Origin of the sequence: Rhizobium sp. BR 317 (genome assembly GCF_047445835.1) — a bacterium.
GTDB classification, from domain to species: domain Bacteria; phylum Pseudomonadota; class Alphaproteobacteria; order Rhizobiales; family Rhizobiaceae; genus Rhizobium; species Rhizobium paranaense.
Genome location: NZ_JARWLB010000003.1, coordinates 331201 through 350639 on the forward strand (window position 1 = coordinate 331201; position 19439 = coordinate 350639).

Below are 19439 nucleotides of genomic sequence, written 5' to 3' on the forward strand. Positions count from 1 at the left end.
GCGGACGCTTTTTGTGCGAGGAAATGTTTCCGAGATATTTACATGACGAACATCATTTAACGTGGTAGCAATGGTTTTGATCACTTAACTTGCAAATTGTGAGGAGCCATCATGTCTGTCACCGATCCTGTCGTCATCGTCTCCGCTACGCGCACGCCGCTCGGCCGTTTCCAAGGCGAATTGTCTCCGTTGCAGGCACCGGAACTTGGCTCGTATGTCATCCGTGCTGCTTTGGAGCGTGCCGGATTGTCCGCGGAGAAGGTGGATGAGGTGCTGTTCGGCTGCGTCTTGCCGGCGGGGCAGGGGCAGGCCCCTGCCAGACAGGCAGCGCGAGGCGCAGGATTGCCGGATGCGGTCGGCGCTACGACGATCAACAAGGTCTGCGGTTCGGGCATGAAGGCGACCATGCTGGCGCATGATCTGATCCTTGCCGGCTCCGCCTCGATCGCGGTTTCCGGTGGCATGGAGTCGATGTCGAACGCGCCCTATTTGCTCGCCAAGGCACGGGGCGGCTACCGCCTGGGCCATGACCGCATCTTCGACCACATGATGCTCGATGGGTTGGAAGACGCCTACGAAAAAGGCCGCTCGATGGGCGAATTCGGCGAGATGGCCGTCGAAGCCTATCAGTTCAGCCGCGACGACCAGGATGCCTATGCTGTGGAGACGTTGACGCGTGCGCGCAAGGCGATCGAGACGGGGGCGTTCGAAGCCGAGATCACGCCGATTTCCGTTGCCGCCAAGGGCGGTCCGGTGACGATCAACAAGGACGAGCATCCGCAGAAGGTCTCGCCGGAAAAGATCCCGACGCTGAAGCCGGCCTTCCGCAAGGACGGTACGATCACCGCCGCCAGCGCCTCGGCCAATGCGGACGGCGCGGCTGCGCTGGTCTTGACACGCCGCTCGATCGCCGAGCGTGAAGGACTACCGATCCTCGCCGAGATTAGAGCGCATGCGACCCATGCCCAAGAGCCGGCCTGGTACACAACCGCGCCGATCCCCGCGATCCGCAAGGTCTTGGACAAGACCGGCTGGAAAGTCGGCGATGTCGATCTCTTCGAGATCAACGAAGCCTTCGCCGTCGTCGCCATGGCCGCCGCCAAGGATCTCGGTATCGACCGCGACCGCCTCAACATCAATGGCGGCGCCTGTGCGCTGGGTCATCCCATCGGGGCCACCGGTGCACGGCTGATCGTGACGCTGCTGCATGCGCTGCAGCGCCAGGGCGCGAGGCGGGGTGTCGCCGCCCTCTGCATCGGCGGCGGCGAGGCGACGGCGATTGCGGTGGAGCGGGTGAATTGACCGGAGGGATTATGGGGCAAGTCAGGCGCGTCTGCCGATGCCGCGCCTGCGGGCATGGCCCCTCATCCTAGCCTTCTCCCCGCTCATGCGGGGAGAAGGGACGACGGTGCAAAACAACGCCTCTTCACTCCGCCGGAGGGCAGTGTAGGGCACGAAAAGCTCCCTCGCCCCGCTTGCGGGGAGAGGGGGGTGAGGGGCCAGGTACGTCGTTCCGGCATCAACGCATTCGCCTGACCTGCCGAGGCAGCAACTTCACCCCTCCGATAGCTCCTCGAGGATCGGACAATCCGGCCGATCGTTGCCATGACAGGCATGCACCAGATGCTCCAGTGTGCGGCGCAGCTCGGTCAGTTCGCGGATCTTGCGGTCGATCTCGGTGAGCTTCGATGTGGCGATTTCCTTAACGTCGGCGCTGGCGCGGCTTTTGTCTTCGTAGAGCGCCAGCAGTTGCCGGCACTCGTCGACGGAGAAGCCCAGGCTGCGGGAGCGGTGCAGGAAACGCAGCTTGTGCACGTCGTCCGAGCCGTAGTCGCGGTAGCCATTTTCACAGCGATCGGGGCTGATCAGGCCGATATCCTCGTAATAGCGGATCGTCTTCGCCGGCAGGCCGGAACGGCGGGATGCTTCGCCGATATTCATCTGAACTCTCCTTATTTCGCCAGTCTCAGCCGCAGCGCGTTGGCGATGACAGAGACCGAGGAAAGGCTCATGGCCGCCGCCGCGATCATCGGCGAAAGAAGCAGGCCGAAGACCGGGTAGAGCACGCCCGCAGCAAGCGGCACGCCGAGGGCGTTGTAGCCGAAGGCGAAGGCCAGGTTTTGCTTGATGTTGCGGATCGTGGCTTCCGAAAGGTGCCGCGCCCGGACAATGCCATTGAGGTCGCCTTTTACCAGAGTGATGCCGGCGCTTTCCATCGCAACATCGGCGCCGGTCCCCATGGCGATGCCGACATCGGCTGTGGCCAGCGCCGGCGCGTCGTTGACGCCGTCGCCGGCCATGGCGACGACATTACCCTTGGCCCTGAGCTCGTCGATCAGTGCCTTCTTGCTTTCGGGCAACATGTCGGCGCGGACTTCGTCGATGCCGAGATGGGCGGCGACGGCCTTGGCGGTCTGGGCGTTGTCGCCGGTCGCCATAATGATTTTCAGGCCGCTGTCGTGCAGCGCCTTGATGGCTGCCGCTGTCGTCGGCTTGATCCGGTCGGCGACGGCAACAATGCCGGCCAATCGGCCATCGAGGGCGACGAACATCACGGTCTTGCCATCACCGCGCAGACGCTCGGTTTCAGCCTGCAGCGCGTCGGTCGCGACGCCGAGATCGGTCATCATCGCGGCATTGCCGAGAGCGATCGCCGTATCGCCGGCGCGACCCTCCACGCCCTTGCCGGTTTTTGCTGCGAAGTCGGATATATCGACGAGGCTCGCGCCGCGCTCCTGCGCGCCGGCGACGATCGCCTCGGCGAGCGGATGTTCGGAGCCGCGTTCCAGGCTCGCAGCAAGCGACAGCAGGCGGGCCTCGTCTACGCCGGCGGCAGGGATGATATCGGTCAGGTTCGGCCTGCCCTCCGTCAACGTGCCGGTCTTGTCGACGATCAGGGTGTCGACCTTGGCGAAGCGCTCCAGCGCCTCGGCGTCGCGCACCAGGACTCCCTCCTGCGCGCCTCGGCCGGTGGCGATCATGATCGACATCGGCGTTGCAAGCCCCAAAGCGCAGGGGCAGGCGATGATCAGGACGGCGACGGCGGCAAGCAGCGCATGCGCCAGCCTTGGCTCCGGTCCGACAAAGGCCCAGATCGCAAAGGCGATGATGGCGGCCACCACGACGGCGGGCACGAAGACGGCCGAAACACGATCGACCATCGTCTGGATCGGCGCACGGGACCGCTGCGCCTTGGCGACCAGCTCGACGATGCGCGACAGCGTCGTTTCCGCGCCGACTTTTTCAGCAATCATGATCAGCGTGCCGTTTTTATTGATCGTGCCGCCCGTCAGCGCATCGCCCTCGGCCTTTTCGACCGGCAGCGGTTCGCCGGTGATCATCGATTCGTCGATGGTCGACTGTCCGTCGATGACTGAGCCGTCCACCGGCACGCGCTCGCCGGGCCGTACGCGCAGCCGGTCGCCGGCTTGGATATCATCGACAGGCACGTCCGTCTCGCTGTCGTCGCTGCCGATACGGCGGGCGGTCTTTGGCGCGAGGTCGAGCAGGGCGCGGATTGCCGAGCCGGTGCGCTCGCGGGCCTTCAGCTCCAGCACCTGGCCGACGAAGACCAGGGCGACGATGACCGAAGCCGCCTCGAAATAGACGGGCACAGCCTCGCCATGGCCGCGAAAGCTCATCGGGAAAATACCGGGCGCCAGCGTCGCCACGAGACTGTAGAGATAGGCTGTGCCGACGCCGAGGCCGATCAAGGTCCACATGTTGGGGCTGCGGTTGACAACCGAATTCCATGCACGGCGGAAGAAGGGCAGGGCGGCCCAGAGCACGACCGGCGTCGCCAGCAGCAGCTCGATCCATGTGGCAGCGGGCTCGCCGATCCGGTCGCGCAAGGGCAGGCCGAGCATCGGCCCCATGGCAAGGGTCAACAGCGGCAGCGACAGCGCGGCGCTGACCCAGAGGCGGCGGGTGAAATCGACCAGTTCCGGATTCGGGCCTTCATCGGCGGCCGGTACGCCCATTGGCTCCAGGGCCATGCCGCATTTGGGGCAATCGCCGGGATGGTCGCTGACGACCTCGGGGTGCATCGGGCAGGTATAGAGCGTGCCCTTCGGCATCGGCTTCGGTGCCGGCCTGTTGCCGTCGAGATAGGCTGTGGGATCGGCTTCGAACTTGGCCTTGCAGTCTGTGGAGCAGAAATAGAATTTCTCGCCCTCATGCTTCAGGAAATGCCGCGCGGTGGCGCGGTCGACATCCATGCCGCAGACCGGGTCTTTGGCCGTCAGATAATGTTCAGGCGTCGCTTCGAATTTGCTGCGGCAACCTTCGCTGCAGAAGTGGAAAGTATGGCCACGATAATCCAATGACGGCTTGCCGGCCTTAGGATCGACGGTCATGCCGCAGACGGGATCGCGGATGACCGCATCCTGCGGTGCATCTTGATGGTGGTGGTGTTCGTGTTCGTCATGCAATGTCATGGGAACTCCAGTGACCGGAAGCGGGCGTCGGATAGGTTTATGAACCTTCCTGTTGCTGGAAGGTCAAGAGGAAAAATGGTGATCACCGTCCACAGTTGAAAGAGGCTGCTTTCTATCCCGGTGCCGCCAGGGGTGTTAACTTCCGTAAGATCGAATCAATCATGTGATTCCAATGCGATATGATCTTGCCACCCTACCGCTGACGACGCTTCTGCCCGCGATGACCAGGGCGGAGGATATGCTGGCGCGGCTGGATGAGCGGGTGTTGCGGCATGTGGTCGGCAACGGTTTTCGCGAACGTGGGCATTTTTTCGATGCGGTCGGCGCGCTCTGGGTCGGCGGCGAATTGGTGCATGTCGAGGATCTGGTGCTGCACGATGCGCATGTGGATGCCCGCGCGCCGACGCATGAGCTGACCATCGCCCATGCCGTGCTGCGCGCCCGGCGGCGGCTATGGAGCGGCGAGCCGGATTGGGGGCTGGGAATGGCCGGTCTTGCCGCCTTGCGCGGCGATGTCGGTGATGCCGAGGAAACGGCCACGCCGCGCTTCATCTCCGTGGAGAGGGCGGAAGCAGAAGAAGATGGCGACGACGATGACGCAGATGATTTCGGCATGGATTTTGCCGAAATCGATGCCATCATCGCCCGCTCCGGCCAAGTGCTGGATGGAAAGATCCCGGAAGCCAAGGTTGTGACCACGGACGATCCGCTCGGCCTGATCCGAGATCAGGATTGGGACGAAAACGAGCGGCTGGAGAACTGGCGCGCCGTCATCCATCAGGCCGATCTCCTGCCGCCGGCTTTGGGGGCTGCCGTGCTGTTCGATGCCTGGGAGCGAATCGAGCCTCTGCGGCGGCAGCACTGGCTGGGCAGCCTGCTCGTCAGTGCCTATCTTCGCAGCCGCGGCAAGGTCACGTCACATCTTTTCTGCCTCAATACCGGCCTCAAGTCCGTTCGGCGCGAGCGCCGCCGCTCGTCTGACGGCACGATACGGCTGGCGGCGTTTCTCGAGGCCATGGCACTGTCAGCGGAGGCGGGGCTGAAGGAGCTCGATCGCCTGTCGCTCGCCAAGATACAGATGGAACAGCGGCTGAAGGATCGGCGGTCGAACAGCAGTTTGCCCGGCGTTATCGAGATCGTGCTTTCCCGGCCCATCGTCTCCGCCAGCATGGTTGCACGCCATGTCGGCGTCACCTCCCGTGGTGCTCTCAATCTGGTGGCCGAACTCGGCATACGCGAGATGACAGGACGCGGGCGCTATCGCGGCTGGGGTGTCCTTTGACGCGGTGAGCGCTAAAGCTCGTCGCGATCCTTCAGATTCGCTCCAACGCTTTAGCTCCTTGTTTTTGCATGTCATTTTCGCAAAACCGCCGCACACTTTTGCGCGACTTGCACTAGATTGCTCATCGAAAGGTAGAGCCGTCATTGTCCGCAGAGCGGAATGCCGCTAGCCTATTATCCTACCTTCACGGAAAGGCACCCATGCCGCTGATCGATACCGCCAATGCCTTCATCGAACTCTTCGCGCAACCCGTTCGCACCGGGGATAGCGGCTCGTTGGCCGGGCTGACCTTTGCCGCCAAGGACAATATCGATGTCGAAGGGCGGATCACCGGCAATGGCAATCCGGTCTGGCGGCGCGCGCATGGCCCGGCGGCGGCGCATGCACCTGTCGTCGCCCGGCTGCTGGCCGAGGGCGCAGTGCTTGCCGGCAAGACGCATATGGATGAATTTGCCTATAGCCTGATGGGCACCAATGCGCACTACGGCACGCCGCTGAACAGTGCCGCGCCCGACCGTGTGCCCGGCGGCTCCTCCTCTGGTTCGGCTTCGGCGGTCGGCGCCGGTCTCGTGGATTTCGCGCTGGGGACGGATACGGGCGGCTCGGTGCGGCTGCCGGCCTCTTTCAACGGCATTTTCGGCATGCGGCCCAGTCACGGGGCGATCGACATGGGCGGCGTGGTGCCGCTCGGGCCGGGTTTCGATACGCTCGGCTGGTTCGCCCGCGATGCCGGGACATTGGTTCGTGTCGGCCGCGCGCTCGGCCTTGCCGGCAAGACGGATTTTTCGGCCGCCTGGCTGCCTTCGGATATCTGGACAGGCATCGATCCGGGGCTTGCGGCCTTGCTGCGGCCGGCGGCGGAAAAGATCGCGGCCCGGTTCGGCAAAACCGTTACCGATCCGCTGCCGATCGTCGGGCCGGAAGAAAGGTCCGAGGTCTATCGCTTCTGGCAGGGCTATGATGCATGGAAAGCGTTGGGCGGCTGGGTCAAGGCGCATGATGCCGAACTCGGCCCGGATATCGCCTCGCGTTTTGCTGCGGCCCGATCCGTCAGCGACGAGACCTTTGCCAGGGTGGATGCCACTCGCCGCGAGATTGCCGGAGCGATGGACGCAGCCCTTGCCGGCGGCCTGGTGATCATCATTCCGACGGCGCCGGGGCCTGCTCCCCGCAAGGATTCATCGCCAGAGATGTTCGAAGTCTACCGCCAGCAGGCTCTCGGTATTCTCTCCATCGCCGGCCATGCCGGCCTGCCGCAGATTTCCATGCCGGCCGGCAAGATGGATGGCGGACCGGTAGGGCTGTCGGTCATCGGCCGCCGCAACAGCGACGGTGGCCTTCTGGAACTGCTGGAAGGCCTGTGACTTCTGTCCCAGCAGGCCCGTCGATTGCCGGACGACTAGCCCACCTAATATCCGCATTTTATCGGCGTCCACACGTAAAGCGAGAGGCGCCGGCGGCAAGGCCTGAGTGGAAACACCAAGGCGTTCGAACCATAGGCGTTGCCCAGAGTTTGTAAGACAAGGAGGACGTGCTCCGCGGTTTCCTCGCCTACAACCGCAATCTTGATTTTCGTCCAATGTAACAGTTTGTTGCGCTAAGCCACACAAAAATGGACAAAATTTAATGGCCATACCAAATTCCTTAGCGACGAGCTGCAAGCTAAAGTCGCGCCTGTATCGCACCGGCAGATCATTGAAGCCGGAGCTGTGAAGGAAGGTGTGTTGATGGCTCGGACATTTCGGGTCCTGATGTCGATAGCAGTGATTGGCGCCGTGGCCTATGGCGCCTATGTGACGCGTGAGCGCTGGCTTGGCAGCGCCGAGCGTCTGCTCGGCTATCAGAGCGCGGCTGCGCCCGGCGAGCAGGCCCAGGGCGAACGCCGTGGCAATCAGGGTCAGGGTTTTGGTCAAGGCGGCGGACGGCGGCGTGGCAGCCTTTCGCAATTCACTGGCCCGGTCCCGGTGCTGGCGGCGGATGCAAAATCCACCGATGTGCCCGTCTATATCGACGGTGTCGGCTCGGTGAAGGCGCTGAACACGGTGACGGTGCGCGCCCAGGTCAGCGGCAAGATCGTCGAAATCGGTTTCGAGGAAGGCCAGGATATCAAGAAGGGCGACGTCATCGCCCGCATCGACGATGCCGTCTATAAGGCCCAGCTCGACCAGGCCATCGCCAAGAAGGCGCAGGACGAGGCCTTGCTGGCTGGTGCGAAACGCGATCTCGAGCGTTTTCAGCGCATGGTGGCGACCGCTTCGGGTACCCAGCAGCAGGTCGATACCTCGACATCCCTGGTGGCGCAATATACGGCGCAGATCCAGTCCGACCAGGCAGCCATCGAAAGCGCGCAGGCGACGCTCGACTATACGACGATCGAGGCGCCGATCGACGGGCGCACCGGCATCCGCAATGTCGATGTCGGCAATCTCGTCAGCTCGTCGGATGCGACGGGCATCGTGACGCTGTCGCAGATCAAGCCGATTTCCGTCCTGTTCTCCATTCCGCAGCAGCAGCTTGCCCGCGTTAACGCAGCGAGCGCGACGGGGGCACTTTCCGTCCAGGCGATCGCGAGCAACGGCCAGACGGTGATCGACAACGGCACGCTGGCGGTGGTCGACAACCAGGTCGATCCGACCACGGGTACGGTGAAGCTGAAAGCCAATTTCCCGAACGACAAGCTGGCGCTGTGGCCGGGCGCCTTCGTCAACGCTCGCCTGCTCGTCGAGACGCTGAAGGGTGTGACGGTCATTCCGACCGCCGCCGTGCAGCGCGGCCCGAACGGCACCTTTGTCTATATCGTCCGGCAGGATCAAACGGTTGCCATGAAGCCGGTAACAGTGCGCCAGCAGGACGATGTGCAGGCTGTCATCGCCGATGGTCTAGCCCCCGGCGACAAGGTGGTGACGACGGGCTTTGCCCGGCTGCAGGACGGTTCGAAAGTGCAGATTTCCGCCGGAGCCGGCGCGGCTGCACCGGCCGCAACGCCGCCCGCGGTCGATGGTCAGCCGGTTGCCGAAAACGCAGCTCAACCCAATCAGGCTCAAACTGACGGCAATACGGCCAGCGATGGCCAGCGTCCGCATCGCCAGCACAATGGCCAGGGCGGTAGTGGGGGCCAGAACGGTAATGGCGGCCAGGGTGCCGGCAACGGTGGCCACCGCAGGCACAATGCGGACGGTGCCGGCGGCAATGACGCCAATACCAACGGTAATACAGGCGGGGGCGACGCCGCTTCCACCAATCCATCCGCTACGTCAACGCAACAGCAATGAACGTCTCGTCGCTCTTCATCTCCAGGCCGGTTGCCACCTCGCTTCTCGGGGTCGCGGTGCTGCTGGGCGGCATTCTCGGCTACCTCTTCCTGCCGGTGGCGCCGCTGCCGCAGGTGGATTTTCCGACGATCCGGGTGACGACGCAATTGCCAGGTGCCGATCCCGATACGATGGCGGCATTGGTGACCGCGCCGCTGGAACGGCCGCTCGGGCAGATCCCGTCGCTGGCGTCGATGACCTCGTCGAGCGCCTTCGGCATCAGCCAGATCACGCTGCAATTCGATCTCGGCCGCGATATCGATGGCGCGGCTCAGGACGTTCAGGCGGCAATCAATGCCGCCGGTTCGACATTGCCGCGCACGCTGCCCTATCCGCCGACCTACTCGAAGGTGAACCCGGCCGATACGCCGATCGTCACGCTGGCATTGCGCTCCAATAGCTATTCGATCCGCGAACTCAGCGATTTCGCCGATACGATGATGGCGCAGCGGCTGAGCGAAGTCACAGGGGTCGGCGACGTCAACATTCAGGGCGGCGTCAAGCCGGCAATCCGCATCCAGGCCGACCTTCCACGGCTTGCCTCCTACGGCCTGGCACTGGAGGATCTGCGCACAGCAATTACCAATGCCAGTGTTGCCGGCGCCAAAGGGGCGCTCGACGGTACGCAGCAGAGCTTCACGCTCGCCGCCAACGACCAGATCGTCGATCCCAACATCTATAAATCCGTCATTGTCGCCTATCGCAACAACGCGCCGGTCCAGTTGAAGGACGTCGCCACCGTTGTCGAAGGGCTGGAAAACAATCGCGTCGGCGCTTGGTATCAGGGCCAGCCAGCGGTTATCCTCGACATCATGCGTCAGCCGGGCGCCAACGTCATTCAGACGGTCGAGAGCGTGCTGCAGCAGCTTCCGCGACTAAAGCAGGCGCTGCCGGCCGGTATCTCGCTCGACATCGTCAACGACCGGACCGAGACGATCCGCGCTTCGATCCATGACGTGCAATGGACGCTCGTCGTCAGTATCGGCCTGGTCATCCTCGTTGTTCTCCTGTTCCTGCGAACGGTGACGGCGACCTTCATCGCCGGCGTAGCCTTGCCGCTGTCGCTGATCGCGACTTTCGGTGTCATGTGGTTTGCCGGCTTCAGCCTCGACAATCTATCGCTGATGGCGCTGACGATCGGTACCGGCTTCGTCGTCGACGACGCCATCGTGATGATCGAGAACATCGCCCGCCACATCGAGGAGGGCGAGAAACCGATGCAGGCGGCGCTGAAGGGCGCCGGCGAAATCGGCTTCACCATCATCTCGCTGACTTTCTCGCTGATCGCCGTCTTCATCCCGCTGCTGTTCATGACCGGCATCGTCGGGCGCATGTTCCGCGAGTTTGCGTTGACGCTAACCATCGCTGTGGTGGTGTCGGCGGTGATCTCGCTGACATTGACGCCGATGATGTGCGCCCGCATCCTGCGCAAGCCGAAAGAGCATCGCGGCGGTTTGCTGGCGGGTACCGATCGCGGCATGGGACGGTTGATCGAGGGCTATCGCCGCAGCCTCGTCTGGGTGGTGGACCGCAGCGCCTTGATGCTGCTGGTCACGGTGGTGACGCTTGCCGCTACGATCGCGCTTTACATCGTCATTCCCAAGGGCTTCCTGCCGGCGCAGGATACAGGCCTGATCACCGCCGTCGTCGAGACGGAGCCCACCACTTCCTTCGAAGCGATGAAACAGACGCAGGAGACTGTGGCTGAGCGGCTGCGCAAAGACCCTGACGTAACCGGTATCGTCTCGGTCGTCGGCACCAGCGCCAGCAACCTGACGTCCAACACCGGCAATCTCAGCCTCATATTGAAGCCCAGGGGCCAGCGCGCGGCGTCGGCAGCCGAAATCATCGACCGCATGCGTGGTGAAGTGGTCGATCTGCCGGGCATCCACGTTACCTTCCAGAGCGTGCGTGGCATCTCGATCAGTACGCGTGTCAGCCGCGCACCCTATCAGTATACGCTAACCGGCACGGACACCGCGACCGTGGTGGAGTGGGCTGAGAAACTGGCGCAGCGGCTGCAGGAGAGCCCGAAGCTGATCGACGTCGCCTCGGAGGTCGAGATGGGCGGCGGCCGCATCTTCGTCAATGTCGACCGCGAAACCGCCTCTCGACTGGGTGTGTCGATGCAGGCCGTCAGCGACACGCTGAACGATGCATTCGGCCAGCGCCAGATCGCCACGATCTACGGTCAGGCCAATCAATACCGCGTCATCCTCGAGGCCGCACCGCAATATCAATCCGACCCGAAATCGCTCGACAAGCTCTATGTCGCAGGCGCCGGCGACACGCAGGTGCCGCTCAACGCCTTTACGACAGCTTCGTTCATGACGGCGCCGCTGGTCATCAGCCATGACGAACAGTTTCCGGCCGTGACCCTCAGTTTCGATCTCGCCAAGGGCGCGTCGCTCAGCGAGGCCGTTACCGAAGTCCAGGCGGCGGAACGCGATATCGGCATGCCAAATACGATTCAGCGCAACTATTCCGGCGATGCGGAGGAGTTCGCCTCGTCGCTTGCAGGTGAGCCCTGGCTGATCCTCGCCGCTGTCGTGACGATCTATATCGTTCTCGGCCTGCTTTACGAGAGCGCGGTGCATCCGGTGACGATCCTGTCGACCTTGCCGTCGGCGGGCGTCGGTGCGCTGCTGGCGCTGATGCTGTTCGGACAGGACCTGTCGATCATCGCGCTCATCGGCATCGTGCTGCTGATGGGTATCGTCAAGAAGAACGCGATCATGATGATCGACTTCGCGCTGGAGGCCGAACGCAAGGAGGGGCTGGCGCCGCGCGAGGCTATACTGAAAGCCTCGATCCTGCGCTTCCGCCCGATCATGATGACGACGCTCGCGGCCCTCTTCGGCGCCCTGCCATTGGCGCTGGCGCAAGGCACCGGAGCGGAGCTGCGCATCCCTCTCGGCATCACCATCATCGGCGGCCTGGTGCTGTCCCAGCTTCTGACGCTCTATACGACGCCGGTGATCTACCTCGCTTTCGAAAACCTGCGAGCCCGGATCGTCGGACGGCCGACCGGCACGCCGGCTCAGGAACTGGACGAAGTTGCGGGTGGCGGGACATGAATCTCTCCGAGCCGTTCATCAAACGTCCTGTCGGGACGACGCTTCTGGCGATCGGGTTGATGATCCTCGGCATCGTTTCCTACCGCTTCCTGCCGGTGGCGAGCCTGCCGACCGTCGATCTGCCGACGATCGTCGTTTCCGCCAGCCGTCCCGGCGCCGACCCCGCCAGCATGGCGGCAAGCGTCGCAGCGCCCCTTGAGCGACATCTCGGCACCATCGCCGGCATCACGCAGTTGACCTCGGTCAGCTCACTTGGATCGAGCAGCATCGTCGCACAATTCGATCTGTCGCGCAGTGTCGATGGCGCGGCGCAGGATGTGCAGGCTGCGCTGAACGCGGCCGCGACCGATCTGCCCGGCGATCTACCGACCTTGCCCTCCTTCCGCAAGATCAACCCGGCCGCAGCACCTGTGCTGATCCTGGCGCTGACATCGGACAATGTATCGCCGAGCGCCATCTACGACGCGGCCGATACCGTGGTGGTGCAGCGCATCTCGCAGGTGGACGGCGTCGGCGGCGTCACCGTCAGCGGCGCCGATCAGCCGGCCGTGCGCGTGAGGCTCGATCCCGATAGGCTCTCCGCCATGGGCCTGTCGCTGGACAGCATCCGTACGGCAATCGTCAATGCCAATGTGCTCGGCCCTATAGGCTCGATCGACGGCAACAGCGCTGCCTTCTCCATTTCCATGAATGGTCAGTTACGGACCCCTGAGGCTTATGGCCGGATCATCGTACAAAGCGGCGACGGCACGGCCGTTCGCCTTTCCGATGTCGCCACGGTCGAGCCGGGCGTGCGCAACAGCCGCTCGGATGCCTGGTATGACGGCAAACCGGCCGTGCTGCTCAACATCACCAAGGAAGCGGACGCCAACGTCATTGCCACGGTTGATGGCGTCAAGGCGCTGATCCCCGAATTGCAGAGCCTCATCCCGTCCGGTGTCCGCATCGCGGTTCTCTCCGACCGCACCACAACGATCCATGCCAGCGTCACCGACATGCAATGGACGCTGCTCGCCACCATCTGCCTGGTCATGGCTGTGGTCTTCGTTTTCCTGCGGCGCGCAACAACCACCTTCGCGGCCGGGGTCACCGTGCCATTGTCGCTCTGCGGCACCTTCGCCGCCATGTGGCTCTTCGGACTGTCGATCGACAATCTGTCGCTGATGGCGCTTGCCGTTTCCGTCGGCTTCGTCGTCGACGATGCCATCGTGATGATCGAGAACATCTACGCCAATCTCGAAATCGGCATGAAGCCGATGCGGGCCGCACTCGAAGGCGCGAAACAGATCGGCTTCACGGTCGTTTCGATCAGCCTCTCCTTGCTTGCCGCCTTTATTCCGCTGTTCTTCATGGGCGGCATCGTCGGCCGTTTCTTCCAGACGTTCTCGCTGACGCTCGGCTTCACCATCGTGGTCTCGACCTTGGTGTCCTTGACGCTGACGCCGATGATCTGCGGCCACCGGCTGCGGGCGCGCGATATGGAAGCCCGACCGGGTTTGTTCGGCCGGATCGTCGAAGGGACGCTCGGCGCAATCACCAATTTCTATGGCCGGACGCTGAAGGCGGTGCTGCATCATCGCGTGCTCTCCGTCCTCGTCATCCTCGCCTGCGTCGTCATGTCCGGCTATCTCTATGTCAAGGTGCCGAAAGGCTTCATTCCGCAGGACGATACAGGCTACATCCAGGGCGGCACGGAGGCGGCAACCGATATTTCCTATCCCGCCATGGCCAAGTTGCAGCAACAGGCGGCCGATATGGTCGGCAGGGATCCGGCCGTCTCCGGTGTCGGCTCTTCCGTGGGTGGTGGTGGCTTTTCGAGTTCGATCAATCGCGGGCAATTGTTCATTTCGCTGAAACCCGAATCGGAACGCGTTTCGACCGCCGAGGTGATCGACCGGCTGCGTAAGCAACTGATGGCCATTCCCGGTCTCAGCACCTTCCTGTTTTCGCCGGGCGATATCCGCGCTGGCGGGCGCCAATCGCAGTCGCAATATCAATTCACGCTCTGGGGTGCGAACTACGACGAGCTGGTGGATTGGGCGCCGAAAGTGCTCGCTCGCATGCAGAAGCTGCCAGGGCTAACCGATGTCGCCACCGACCGGCAGCCGAACGGCTTGCAGGCGACGGTCAACATCAACCGCGCCGAAGCCTCGCGGCTCGGCGTCAGTATCCAGTCGATCGACGCAGCGCTCAACAATGCTTTTGCGCAGCGGCAAGTTTCGACCATCTATACCCAGCGCAATCAATATCGCGTCGTGCTGGAGGCCGATCCCAGCTACGCCCGCGATCCCAACGATATCTCCAAGCTCTATGTGCCGGCGTCGGGCGGCATTCAGATTCCGCTCAGTGCCGTGGCGTCGGTCGAGCGGACCCTGGCGCCGCTGGTGGTCAATCACCAGGGGCAATATCCCTCCGTGACCATCTCCTACAATCTGGCGCTCAATACGACGCTTGAAGCAGCAAACGATGCCATCCAACAGGCGGTGCTGCAAATGCATCTGCCGGATACGCTGCATGCGGATTTTGCCGGCGATGCGGCCAGCATCACGCAATCTTCGAGCAGCCAGCCACTGTTGCTTCTGGCGGCGTTGCTCACGGTCTATATCGTTCTCGGGATCCTCTACGAGAGCCTGGCGCATCCGCTGACAATCATCTCGACGCTGCCCTCAGCCGGTCTCGGCGCTCTGCTGGCGCTGGTCATCAGCGGCACGGAACTGACGATCATCGCCTTCATCGGCATCATTCTCTTGATAGGCATCGTCAAGAAGAACGGTATCATGATGGTGGATTTCGCGTTGCAGGGCGAACGCATGTTAGGCCTGCCGTCGGACGAGGCAATCTACGAAGCCTGCCTGAAACGCTTCCGTCCGATCCTGATGACCACGCTCGCCGCCCTGATGGGCGCCATCCCGCTGATCATCGCCACCGGCCCCGGCGCAGAACTCCGCCGTCCCCTCGGCATCACCATCGTCGGCGGCCTGATCGTATCGCAGGTCCTGACGCTCTACACGACGCCGATCATCTACCTGATGCTAGCCAAACTGCACAGTAGGTGGTCGACGAAGCAGCAAGTAGAGACGCCGATATCTTCGACGTCTTGAGTGGGCGGTTCGGGAATGTGCGAATGTCAGGCGCCGCGCTCAATCACGATCTTCAGCGCATTGCGGTTGCTGTCCCAATAGGGCAGCGCTTTTTCGGCCTCTTCAAACGGAAAGACCTTCGAGATCAGCGCGTCGGCCTTGTCGCCGATTTTCTCAAGATGGCTGATGACGTTTTGGAAATCGCGCATCAGGGCGTTGCGGGAACCCATGATGTCGAGTTCCTTCAGGTTGAAGAACTGCGTCTGGTAGGTGACCGGCGCCTTGGAATAGCCGACATAAACGACGCGGCCGCCGAAGCATGCGAGATCGATGGCCTGGGTGAAGGTCGCGGGCAGGCCGACGGCCTCGAAGGCAATATCCACGCCGTCATCGCCTGTCAGTTCGCTGATCTTGGCGACAACATCCTCGCTGCCGGCATCGATCGCCTCGACGGCGCCGAATTGCCGGGCGAGCGCGCGTTTTTCCTCGCTAAGATCGACGGCAATGACCTCGGCGCCGCGGGCGACGGCGGCGATCAGGACGCCCATGCCGATCATGCCGCAGCCAAGGACGACGACGCGCTCGCCTTTTGCTACGCGCCCGCGTTCGACAGCGTGAAAGCCGACCGATAGCGGCTCGACCAGTGCCAGGTGGCGCGGCGGCAGCGTATCGTTGAGGATCAGTTTTTCAGCCGGCAGCACGATCTCTTCAGCCAAACCGCCATCCTGTTGCACGCCGAGAGTCTTGTTGTAGCGGCAGGCGTTGAGGCGGCCCTTGCGGCAGGAGGTGCACTCTCCGCAATTGGTATAGGGCATGACGATGACGCGGCGGCCGGGCGCATAGGCGGGATCGACACCAGGGCCGACGGCAAGGATCTCGCCGCCGATTTCATGGCCGGGAATGCGCGGCAGCTTCACCAGCGGGTTGAGGCCCTTGAAGGTGTTGAGATCGCTGCCGCAGAGGCCGATGTGCCGCACACCGACACGGACCTGGCCGGCGCCGAGCGACGCTTCCGCGACGTCGTGGAAGCGCGTCACGTTTTCCGCCTCGATCATCAAAGCCTTGATCACAGCATTCTCCTCCCATAAGCCGCATGCAGGTGACGCTTGTTAGTGCGCCGTGTCCGGAGTTGGCTCCGATGCCGCGGTCGTCGGCCGCTTCCCACCCTTGAAGATGCGACGCACCGATACGAAGAGCAAGGGGATGAAGAAGATGCCGAGCACGGTCGCCGAGATCATGCCGCCCATGACGCCGATACCGATCGAATTCTGGCTGCCGGAACCCGCGCCGTTAGCGATCGCCAGCGGCATCACACCGAGGATGAAGGCGAGCGAGGTCATCAGGATCGGTCGGAGGCGCTGACGGGCTGCTTCCAACGTCGCCGGGATCAGATCCTTGCCGTTCGCCTGCTGCTCGATCGCGAATTCGACGATCAGGATGGCGTTTTTCGCCGCCAGACCGATGGTCGTCAGCAGGCCCACCTTGAAATAGACGTCGTTCGACTGGCCGAAAATGGTGGCGGCGAGAAGGGCGCCGAAGATGCCGATCGGCACCGAAAGCATGACGGCAAGCGGGATCGACCAGCTTTCATAGAGGGCCGCCAGCGCCAGGAAGACCACCAGGATGGAGATGGCATAGAGCTGGGTCGCCTGGTTGCCGGAAAGCTTTTCCTGGGCTGACAGGCTGGTCCATTCGTGGCTGAAGCCCGGCGGCAGAGACGCCATGATCTGGTCGATCTGGTTCATGGCGACGCCGGACGAGACGCCGGGAGCGGCAGCGCCCTGAATTTCGACGGCGGAGGAACCATTGTAGCGTTCGAGACGTGGCGAGCCATAGGTCCATTCGCCCTTCGAGAAGGCGGAGAAGGGCACCATGGCGCCATCGGAATTGCGCACATACCAGCGGCCGAAATCCTCGGGCTGCATGCGGAACTTCTTATCCGCCTGGACATAGACCTTCTTGACGCGGCCACGATCGATGAAGTCGTTGACATAGGTGCCGCCCCAAGCGGTCGACAGCGTCGTGTCGATGTCGGAGAGCGTGATGTTCATCGCGCTCGCCTTCTCCTGATCGATGTTCAGGGAATATTGCGGCGTGTCTTCCTGGCCATTGGGACGCGTGCCGAAGAGCAGCGGGCTTTTCGCGGCGGCGCCGAGCAACTGGTTGCGGGCGGCGATCAGCGCGGCATGGCCGGAGCCGTTGATGTCCTTGATGAAGAAGTCGAAGCCGCTAGAGCTGCCGAAGCCGGGAATGGCGGGCGGCGCGAGTGCAAAGACGCTGCCGTCCTTGATCTTCGAGAAGGCGCCCATGGCACGGCCGGCGATCGCTTGCGCCTTCGATTGCGGCGTCTTTCGCTCGGCAAAGTCCTTCAACCGGACGAAAACGATGCCGACATTCTGGCCCTGACCGCTGAAGCCGAAACCGGCGACAGCGAATGCGCCTTCGACATAGTCTTTCTCGTTGTTGAGATAATAGTCCTTCACCTGGTTGAGCACGGCCCAGGTGCGGGATTCCGTGGCGCCAGGCGGAAGCTGGATCGCGGTCAGGAGGATGCCCTGATCCTCATCCGGCAGGAACGAGCTTGGCAGGCGGTTGAACAGATAGCCGACGGCGCCGCCGATCAACACGAACAACAGCAGGAAGACGGCCGCGCGGCGGATCATGCCGTGAATGCCGCTTTGGTATCGAAGCGTTGCGCGTTCGAAATTGCGGTTGAACCAGCCGAAGGCGCCACGTTGCTTGGAACCGTGCTCGGGCTTCTTGAGAATGGTGGCGCAGAGTGCCGGCGTGAGGATCAGCGCGACAATGACCGACAGGACCATCGCTGAGACGATCGTCACCGAGAACTGACGGTAGATGACGCCGACGGAGCCCGAGAAGAAGGCCATCGGGATGAACACGGCAGAGAGAACCGTCGCGATGCCGATCAGCGCGCCGGTGATTTCCTGCATCGATTTGATCGTCGCCTCGCGTGGCGAAAGCCCCTCTTCCTCCATCACGCGCTCGACGTTTTCGACGACGACGATCGCGTCGTCGACCAAGAGGCCGATCGCCAGCACCATGCCGAACATCGTCAATGTGTTGATCGAATAGCCGAACAGCGACAGCACGCCGAAGGTGCCGAGCAGCACGACCGGAACGGCGAGCGTCGGGATCAAGGTGGCGCGAATGTTCTGCAGGAAGACGAACATGACGATGAAGACGAGCACGATGGCTTCGAACAGCGTCTTGACCACATCTTCGATCGATAGCTTGACGAAGGGCGTCGTGTCGTAGGGATAGACGATTTCGACATTCGGCGGCAGGGTCTGCCTCAGGCTGTCGATGGTCGATCTCACGGCTTCTGCGGTATTGATGGCATTGGCGCCGGACGCGAGCATGACGGCGAGACCGGCCGAGGGATGGCCGTTATAGGTGCTCGACGTGTTGTAGCTTTCTGCTCCGAGCTCGACCGTCGCGACATCGTTGAGGCGGACCAGCGAGCCGTTGGACTGGCTCTTCAGGATGATGTTGTTGAACTGTTCGGGCGTCTGCAGGCGGCTCTTGGCCGTAACCGTCGCGTTGAGCTGCTGGCCCTTGCGCTGCGGCAGCGCACCGAGCTGGCCGGCCGAGACCTGCGAATTCTGCGACTGGATCGCGCTGGTGACGTCGCTGACCATCAACTGGTATTTGGCCAGCTTATCCGGATCGACCCAAATGCGCATGGCATAACCGGCGCCGAAGATCTGCGTGTTGCCAACGCCTTCGATGCGCTTCAGCGTGTCATTCAGCGTGCTGGAAACATAGTCGGCAAGGTCGTTGGAATTCAGCTTGCCGTCTTTCGACACGAAGCCCACGACCATCAGGAAGTTCGATGTCGACTTGGAAACGGTGATACCCGTCGACTGCACCGTTTGCGGCAATTGCGCCGTGACGAGCTGCAGCTTGTTCTGCACCTGCATCTGCGCCACGTCGGAATCGGCCTTGTTGGTGAAGGTCAGCGAAATGGATGCCTGGCCCGTCGAGGTCGACGTCGACGTCATGTAGTCGAGATTGTCGATACCGGTCATGCCCTGCTCGATGACCTTGGTCACCGAATTTTCGACGGTTGCGGCATCGGCGCCGGGATAGGTCGCGTTGATGCTGACCGTCGTCGGGGCGATCTGCGGATATTGCGAGATCGACAAGGTGAAGATCGACAGCGCCCCCGCCAGCATGATGACGATGGCGATGACCCAGGCAAAGATCGGCCGGTCGATGAAAAAGCGCGACAT

General features: G+C 62.8%; 10 protein-coding genes. 6 read left to right on the plus strand and 4 right to left on the minus strand.

Annotation, left to right across the window (positions count from 1 at the left end):
• The first annotated feature begins 111 nt into the window (after window positions 1–111).
• On the plus strand, window positions 112–1302 hold the full coding sequence (locus QD357_RS06625; protein ID WP_107109729.1) for an acetyl-CoA C-acyltransferase: 1191 nt from the start codon (window positions 112–114) through the stop codon (window positions 1300–1302).
• A 252-nt stretch (window positions 1303–1554) separates the two neighbouring features.
• On the opposite strand, the gene cueR is transcribed toward QD357_RS06625, so the two are convergent.
• Window positions 1555–1941, minus strand: a complete 387-nt coding sequence (cueR, locus tag QD357_RS06630) for a Cu(I)-responsive transcriptional regulator (protein ID WP_107109728.1) — start codon at window positions 1939–1941, stop codon at window positions 1555–1557.
• Between the two features lie 11 nt (window positions 1942–1952).
• Window positions 1953–4436 carry a heavy metal translocating P-type ATPase gene (locus tag QD357_RS06635; protein ID WP_107109727.1) on the minus strand — a complete coding sequence of 828 codons (2484 nt, stop codon included), beginning with the start codon at window positions 4434–4436 and terminating at the stop codon, window positions 1953–1955.
• 172 nt (window positions 4437–4608) lie between these two features.
• On the opposite strand from QD357_RS06635, the gene QD357_RS06640 reads away from it, so the two are divergent.
• The 5 genes from QD357_RS06640 (at window position 4609) to QD357_RS06660 (ending at window position 15207) form a co-directional block, all read left to right on the plus strand.
• A complete protein-coding gene (locus QD357_RS06640; protein WP_107109726.1) occupies window positions 4609–5718 on the plus strand; it encodes an RHE_PE00001 family protein in 1110 nt (369 codons plus the stop codon).
• A gap of 200 nt (window positions 5719–5918) precedes the next feature.
• A complete protein-coding gene (locus tag QD357_RS06645) occupies window positions 5919–7082 on the plus strand; it encodes an amidase (protein ID WP_107109725.1) in 1164 nt (387 codons plus the stop codon).
• A 363-nt stretch (window positions 7083–7445) separates the two neighbouring features.
• Window positions 7446–8990: an efflux RND transporter periplasmic adaptor subunit gene (locus QD357_RS06650; protein ID WP_107109724.1), complete on the plus strand. Its 1545-nt coding sequence runs from the start codon at window positions 7446–7448 to the stop codon at window positions 8988–8990.
• Window positions 8987–12106: an efflux RND transporter permease subunit gene (locus QD357_RS06655; RefSeq protein ID WP_107109723.1), complete on the plus strand. Its 3120-nt coding sequence runs from the start codon at window positions 8987–8989 to the stop codon at window positions 12104–12106. Before QD357_RS06650 ends, QD357_RS06655 begins: the two co-directional genes overlap by 4 nt.
• Entirely contained in the window at window positions 12103–15207 is a 3105-nt protein-coding gene (locus QD357_RS06660; protein ID WP_107109722.1) for an efflux RND transporter permease subunit, read from the plus strand. The genes QD357_RS06655 and QD357_RS06660 overlap by 4 nt, the downstream gene beginning before the upstream one ends.
• Window positions 15208–15233: 26 nt before the next feature.
• On the opposite strand, the gene QD357_RS06665 is transcribed toward QD357_RS06660, so the two are convergent.
• Complete coding sequence (locus tag QD357_RS06665) at window positions 15234–16256, minus strand: zinc-binding alcohol dehydrogenase family protein (protein WP_107109721.1); 1023 nt, start codon at window positions 16254–16256, stop codon at window positions 15234–15236.
• Window positions 16257–16295: 39 nt separating this feature from the next.
• Window positions 16296–19439, minus strand: a complete 3144-nt coding sequence (locus tag QD357_RS06670) for an efflux RND transporter permease subunit (protein ID WP_107109720.1) — start codon at window positions 19437–19439, stop codon at window positions 16296–16298.